Source organism: Salipiger sp., from assembly GCF_059781815.1.
Genome location: NZ_JBYNAH010000290.1, coordinates 1 through 5,604, shown reverse-complemented (window position 1 = coordinate 5,604; position 5,604 = coordinate 1). Strand labels below are relative to the sequence as shown.

Annotated in this window: 5 protein-coding genes; 1 reads left to right on the top strand and 4 read right to left on the bottom strand. The window is 68.0% G+C overall.

Annotated elements, in window-relative coordinates; translation table 11 throughout:
- Positions 1 to 102: 102 nt before the first annotated feature.
- Positions 103 to 465 (bottom strand): phosphoribosyl-AMP cyclohydrolase, encoded by a 363-nt coding sequence (gene hisI / locus AC6RA4_RS23065; protein ID WP_500164279.1) that lies wholly within the window; start codon positions 463 to 465, stop codon positions 103 to 105.
- 69 nt (positions 466 to 534) lie between these two features.
- Here hisI and AC6RA4_RS23060 point away from each other — a divergent pair, with 69 nt between their 5' ends.
- Positions 535 to 987 (top strand): iron-sulfur cluster assembly scaffold protein, encoded by a 453-nt coding sequence (locus AC6RA4_RS23060; RefSeq protein WP_500164278.1) that lies wholly within the window; start codon positions 535 to 537, stop codon positions 985 to 987.
- A gap of 231 nt (positions 988 to 1,218) precedes the next feature.
- Here the strand turns inward: AC6RA4_RS23060 and AC6RA4_RS23055 are convergent, their stop codons facing one another.
- The 3 genes from AC6RA4_RS23055 to ligA all read right to left on the bottom strand — a co-directional run.
- Positions 1,219 to 1,440, bottom strand: a complete 222-nt coding sequence (locus AC6RA4_RS23055; RefSeq protein ID WP_500164276.1) for a hypothetical protein — start codon at positions 1,438 to 1,440, stop codon at positions 1,219 to 1,221.
- Positions 1,441 to 1,522: 82 nt separating this feature from the next.
- Positions 1,523 to 3,613: an ATP-dependent DNA helicase RecG gene (recG, locus tag AC6RA4_RS23050; protein WP_500164274.1), complete on the bottom strand. Its 2,091-nt coding sequence runs from the start codon at positions 3,611 to 3,613 to the stop codon at positions 1,523 to 1,525.
- 4 nt (positions 3,614 to 3,617) lie between these two features.
- Positions 3,618 to 5,604: NAD-dependent DNA ligase LigA (gene ligA, locus AC6RA4_RS23045; RefSeq protein WP_500164273.1), on the bottom strand; the 1,987-nt coding region annotated here is incomplete at its 5' end.

The window sequence follows — 5,604 nt, the reverse complement described above, 5'->3', positions numbered from 1 at the left end:
GTTCAAAAATACCTCGGGGGAGTCGCAGCTCTGCTGCGACGGGGGCAGCGCCCCCGAACGCCCTCCCCACCGGGCGAAACCTCAGGCCAAAAGCCTCGAGCCTCACTCCACCATAGGCGCCATGATCTCCACCTCGTTCCCCTCCCGCAGCGCGGTATAGAAGCACGAGCGGCGGTTGGTGTGGCAGGCCGGTCCGGTCTGGCGCACCAGCGCCAGCAGGCAATCGCGGTCACAATCGACGCGCAGTTCCACCAGCTCCTGCAGGTGGCCCGAGCTCTCGCCCTTGACCCAGAACGAGGACCGCGAGCGCGACCAGTAGGTCACCCGGCCGCTCTCCAGCGTGCGCGCCACCGCATCGGCGTTCATCCAGGCCATCATCAGCACCTCGCCGGTCTCCGCCTCCTGCGCGATGCAGGGAATGAGGCCCTTGGCATCGTAGACCAAAGTCTCGGGATCGAAGCTCATGGGGCAAAAATCCTTTTGCAGCCGGGAAATCAGCCCCTATCTAGGAGACAAGACCGGAAAGGGAAAGCCATGTCCGCCGAGACCGACCTGATCAAGCTCTATTCGCAGCGCATCCTCGCCCTCGCGGCGGACATCCCGCGCACCGGCCGGCTCGAGGCGCCCGATGCCAGCGTCAAGAAACGCTCGCCGCTCTGCGGCTCCACGGTGACGGTCGACCTGTCGATGCAGGATGGCGTGGTGTCGGATTACGCGCAGGACGTAAAGGCCTGTGCGCTCGGCCAGGCCTCTGCCGCGGTGGTGGGTGACGCCATCATCGGCCGCAGCCCCGCCGAGATCGCCGCGGCGCGCGACGCACTGCGCGCCATGCTCAAGGAAGACGGCCCCACCCCGCCTGCGCCGTTCGAAGAGCTCGAGGTGCTGCGTCCGGCGCAGGCCTACAAGAACCGCCACGCCTCGATCCTTTTGGCACTCGACGCCGCCACCGAGGCCGCCACCCAGGCAGCCGAGGCCCAAAGCGCCTGACGCCCGCGCGCCTGAGGCCGGCGGGGGCGATCTCGCCCCTTCTACTCCCTGAAAAAGAAAAACCCGCCGCGCTCCGGGGGACATGGAGGCGGCGGTCAGTGGCGTGTCTTCTCGGGGGTCGGACCGGCCATCGCTCCCAGGCAGTGGAGCATCAGGCGGAGACAGCCGCCGCGCATCGGGGACAGATGATACGCGGACCGGGCCGACCGGAAAGACCGCAGGCAGAAACTCTCAGAAGCTGGGCAGGTGCAGCGCCCCCATCAGAATGACGACCAGGGAAACGCCGCCGATCATGTCGTGGATCAGCGTGTTGTCGTTGCGCGAAAGAACCTTGCGAAGCGTATCAATCATGGTCTCGATCCCTGTTCTCAATCTTGTTGCCACTTTGTTCTCATAGGCGAAACGTTCTGTAAAGAACTTTTTGAGAACATTTGTGAACAAGAAGCGGAACATTCCCGAATATCTCAGGTAAGCCCTTGATATTCCGCGAGACGGAGGTCGAAACAAAATGAGAACATCTATGAACGGCGCGGCCTCACCCGACCGAGATCAGCCGGATCGCCTCGTCCTGCCGCATCAGCCAGAGCAGCATCTTCGCGGCCCGCCCGCGCGGGCTGTCCAGCGTCGGGTCCTCGGCGAGCAGCTTGCGCGCATCGCTCTGCGCCATCGCCATCAGTCCGGACTGATGTTCGAGATCGGCCACCTTGAAGCGCGGCAGACCCGATTGCGCCGTGCCGATCAGGTCGCCCGCGCCGCGCATCTCGAGATCGACCTCCGAGATCCGGAAGCCGTCCTCGGTTTCGCGCAGGGTCTTGAGCCGCTTCATGCCGGCCTCGCCCAGGGGGGGCTGGTACATCAGCAGGCAGGTGCTGTCGCCCTCGCCCCGCCCGACGCGCCCGCGCAGCTGGTGCAGCTGCGCCAGCCCGAACCACTCGGCGCGTTCGATCACCATGATCGTGGCGTTGGGCACGTTGACCCCGACCTCGATCACCGTGGTCGCCACCAGGACCTGCGTCTCGCCGGCCACGAAGCGCGCCATCGCCGCGTCCTTCTCCGTCGGCGGCATCTGCCCATGAACGAGCCCGACCACGCCCTCGCCCAGCACCGCGCGCAACCGCTTGAAGCGCTCCTCGGCGGCGGTCAGATCAACGACCTCGCTCTCCTCGACCAGCGGACAGACCCAATAGGCCTGCCGCCCCTCGGCCACCGCCTGCACGAGATGCTCGACCACCTCCTGCATGCGCTCGGCCGAGACCAGCGCGGTGCGGATCGGCTTGCGCCCGGGCGGCTTCTCATCGAGCACCGAAACATCCATGTCGCCATATTGCGCCAGTGCGAGGCTGCGGGGGATCGGCGTCGCGGTCATCACCAGCACATCCGCGCCGGCCCCCTTGCGGCCGAGCTCAAGCCGCTGCCGCACGCCGAAGCGGTGCTGCTCGTCGACGATCGCGAGCCGCAGGTCGCGGAAGGCCACGTCGGCCTGGAACACCGCGTGGGTGCCCACGAGGATCTGGATATCGCCGCGCTCCAGCGCCGCCAGTTTGGCCTTGCGCTCGGAGCCCTTGTCGCGCCCGGTCAGGATCTCGACCACCACGCCGGCGCTCTCGGCGAGCGGCCGCAGCCCCTCGAGATGCTGCCGCGCGAGGATCTCTGTGGGCGCCATCATCACACCCTGCCCGCCGGCTTCAACGGCAACCAACAACGCCATGAAGGCGACCAGCGTCTTGCCGGCCCCCACGTCGCCCTGCAAGAGCCGGTTCATCCGCTCCCCGCCGGCCATATCCTCGGCGATCTCGTCCATCGCGCGCATCTGCGCGCCGGTCGGGCGAAACGGCAGCGCTGCCAGCACCTTGCGCCGCAGCGCCCCGTCGCCGCGCGTGACCCGCCCCTTGCCTTTGCGGCGATGCACCCGCGCCAACGCCAGCGTGAGCTGATGCGCCAGAAGCTCGTCATAGGCCAGCCGCGCCCGCGCCGGCGAAGCCGGCGACAGCGCCCCGGCGCCCTCTGGCGCATGCGCCGCCTGCAGCGCCGCGCGCCAGTCGGGCCAGCCTTCCCGCGCCTTGAGCGGCCCGTCGATCCACTCGTCGAGCTCCGGCGCCTTGGCGAGCGCATCCGCGCTGGCCCGCGCCATGAGCTTCTGCGTCACCCCCGCGGTGAGCGGATAGATTGGCTCGAAGGCGGGAAGGCTTGCGGCGTCTTCGGGCGGCAGGATGTGGTCGGGATGGACCATCTGCGCCATGCCGTCGAAGAGCTCGACCCGACCGGAAATGAAGCGCCGCGCGCCTTCGGGCAGCACCCGGCCGAGATAGTCCGACCGGCCATGGAAAAACACCAGCTGGAAGCTGGTCTGCGCATCCTCGACATGGATGCGATAGGGCCGGCCCTTCTGCGCGGGCTTCATGTGGCGCCCGACGGTGACCTCGACAGTGACGACGCCGGGAAGCTCCGCGCCCTGCACCGTGTCGCGCGGGCGGCGGTCGATGACCCCGTGCGGCAGCGTGAAGAGCAGGTCGCGCGGCGCCACGATGTCGAGCCCCTCGAGCGCCTGCGCGGTCTTCGGCCCGACGCCGTCCAGCGTCTTGAGCTCTGCAAAGAGCGCCCAGAGGGCTTCGGGCCTCTGGCTCATCGGCTCAGCCCCCGATCAGCGCCAGCCAGGCGTCCTCGTCCATCAGCTCGACGCCAAGCTCGCGCGCCTTGGCCTCCTTGGAGCCGGCGCCCGGGCCGGCGACGACGATGTCGGTCTTCTTGCTGACCGAGCCCGAGACCTTGGCGCCCAACGCCTCGGCCCGCGCCTTGGCCTCGGCGCGGGTCATCTTCTCGAGGCTGCCGGTGAAGACCACAGTCTTGCCGGCCACCGGGCTGCCCTCGGTGGCGGGCCGCTCGGCATCCTGAATGTCGAGCTGCGCCACAAGCCTGTCGATCGAGGCGCGCTCCGTGGGCTGCCCCATCGAGGTGACGAGCGAGACCGCCACGGTCTGCCCGATGCCGTCGACGCCCACGAGATCGTCCCACGCGGCACGCGCCTCGGGCGCAACGGCCGGCTCCTCGGCCCAGGCGGCATCGCGGATTTCCTTGAGGCGGGCGCGACGGCCTTCGGCCTTGGCCGCCATGCGCTCGGACTCGACCGCCTGCTCGGCACGGCGATAGCGCTCTGCCGCCGGGCGCGCCGCGTCGATGGCGGCGATCATCGCAGACCAGCTCAGGTAGTGGCGTGCGAGGTCGTTGGCGACCACCTCTCCGACATGGCGGATGCCGAGCGAAAACAGCACGCGACCAAGTTCAATTTTTCTTTTCTCGTCAATCGCATCGAAGAGGTTGTTCGCGCTTTTCTCACCCCAGCCTTCGCGGTTCTTGAGCTGCTGCAACCCAGAGCCGTAACGCTCTCTTAACGTGAAGATTTCTGCAGGTTCCGAGATCCATCCATCACGGTAGAACTGCTCCACCTGCTTGGCGCCGAGCCCCTCGATATCGAAGGCGGCGCGCGAGACGAAATGCTTCAGTTTCTCGACCGCCTGCGCCGGACAGATGAGGCCACCCGAACAGCGCCGCACCGCGTCGCCCTCTTCCCGGATCGCCTCGGAGCCGCATTCCGGGCAGGTTTCGGGGAAGGCATAGGGTACGGCATCGTCCGGGCGCTTTGTCAGGTCGACATCGGCGATCTTCGGGATCACGTCGCCGGCGCGGTAGACCTGCACCCAGTCGCCGACGCGGATGTCCTTGCCATCGCGGATCGGGGTGCCACTGGCATCGCGCCCGGCGATGTAATCCTCGTTGTGCAGCGTGGCGTTCGACACCACGACGCCGCCGACCGTCACCGGCGTCAGCCGCGCCACCGGCGAGAGCGCGCCGGTGCGACCGACCTGGATGTCGATGGCCTCGAGCCGGGTCCAGGCGAGCTCGGCGGGGAACTTGTGGGCGATGGCCCAGCGGGGCGTGGTCGAGCGGAAGCCGAGCCGCGCCTGCAACGCGAGGTCGTTGACCTTGTAGACCACGCCATCGATGTCATAGCCCAGCGTCGCGCGCTTCTCCTCGATGCGGGCGTAGTGGTCGAGCATGTCCTGCGGACCGTCGCAAAGCTGCGTCAGCGGGTTGGTCTGGAAGCCGAGCATGGCGAGCCGCTCTATGGCGCTCATCTGGGTCTCGGCCAGCGGCGCCGACAGCTCCCCCCAGGCATAGGCGAAGAATTTCAGCGGGCGCGACCGGGTGATCTCGGGGTCGAGCTGGCGCAGCGAGCCGGCGGCGGCGTTGCGCGGGTTGGCAAAGGGTTTGCCGCCGCGTGCCTCCTGGCGCTGGTTCAGTGCCTCGAAATCGGCATGGCTCATGTAGACCTCGCCGCGCACCTCGAGCACCTCCGGCGCGCCGTCGAGACGCTGGGGAATATCGTCGATGGTGCGAGCATTGGCGGTGACGTTCTCGCCCACCGCGCCGTCGCCACGGGTCGCCGCCTGGATCAGCTCGCCGTCTTCGTAGCGCAGCGACAGCGACAGCCCGTCGATCTTGGGCTCTGCGGTGAAGGGCAGCGGCGCATCGTCCGAGAGGCCCAGATAGCGGCGGATGCCACGGTCGAAATCGCGCACCTCATCATCGTCGAAGGCGTTCGACAGAGACATCATGCGC

What these genes read in the sequence shown, in the direction of transcription:
- AC6RA4_RS23060 (WP_500164278.1), top strand. Translation starts at nt 535, where the DNA reads ATGTCCGCCGAGACCGACCTGATCAAGCTCTATTCGCAGCGCATCCTC.
- AC6RA4_RS23055 (WP_500164276.1), bottom strand. Translation starts at nt 1,440, where the DNA reads ATGTTCCGCTTCTTGTTCACAAATGTTCTCAAAAAGTTCTTTACAGAA.
- recG (WP_500164274.1), bottom strand. Translation starts at nt 3,613, where the DNA reads ATGAGCCAGAGGCCCGAAGCCCTCTGGGCGCTCTTTGCAGAGCTCAAG.
- hisI (WP_500164279.1), bottom strand. Translation starts at nt 465, where the DNA reads ATGAGCTTCGATCCCGAGACTTTGGTCTACGATGCCAAGGGCCTCATT.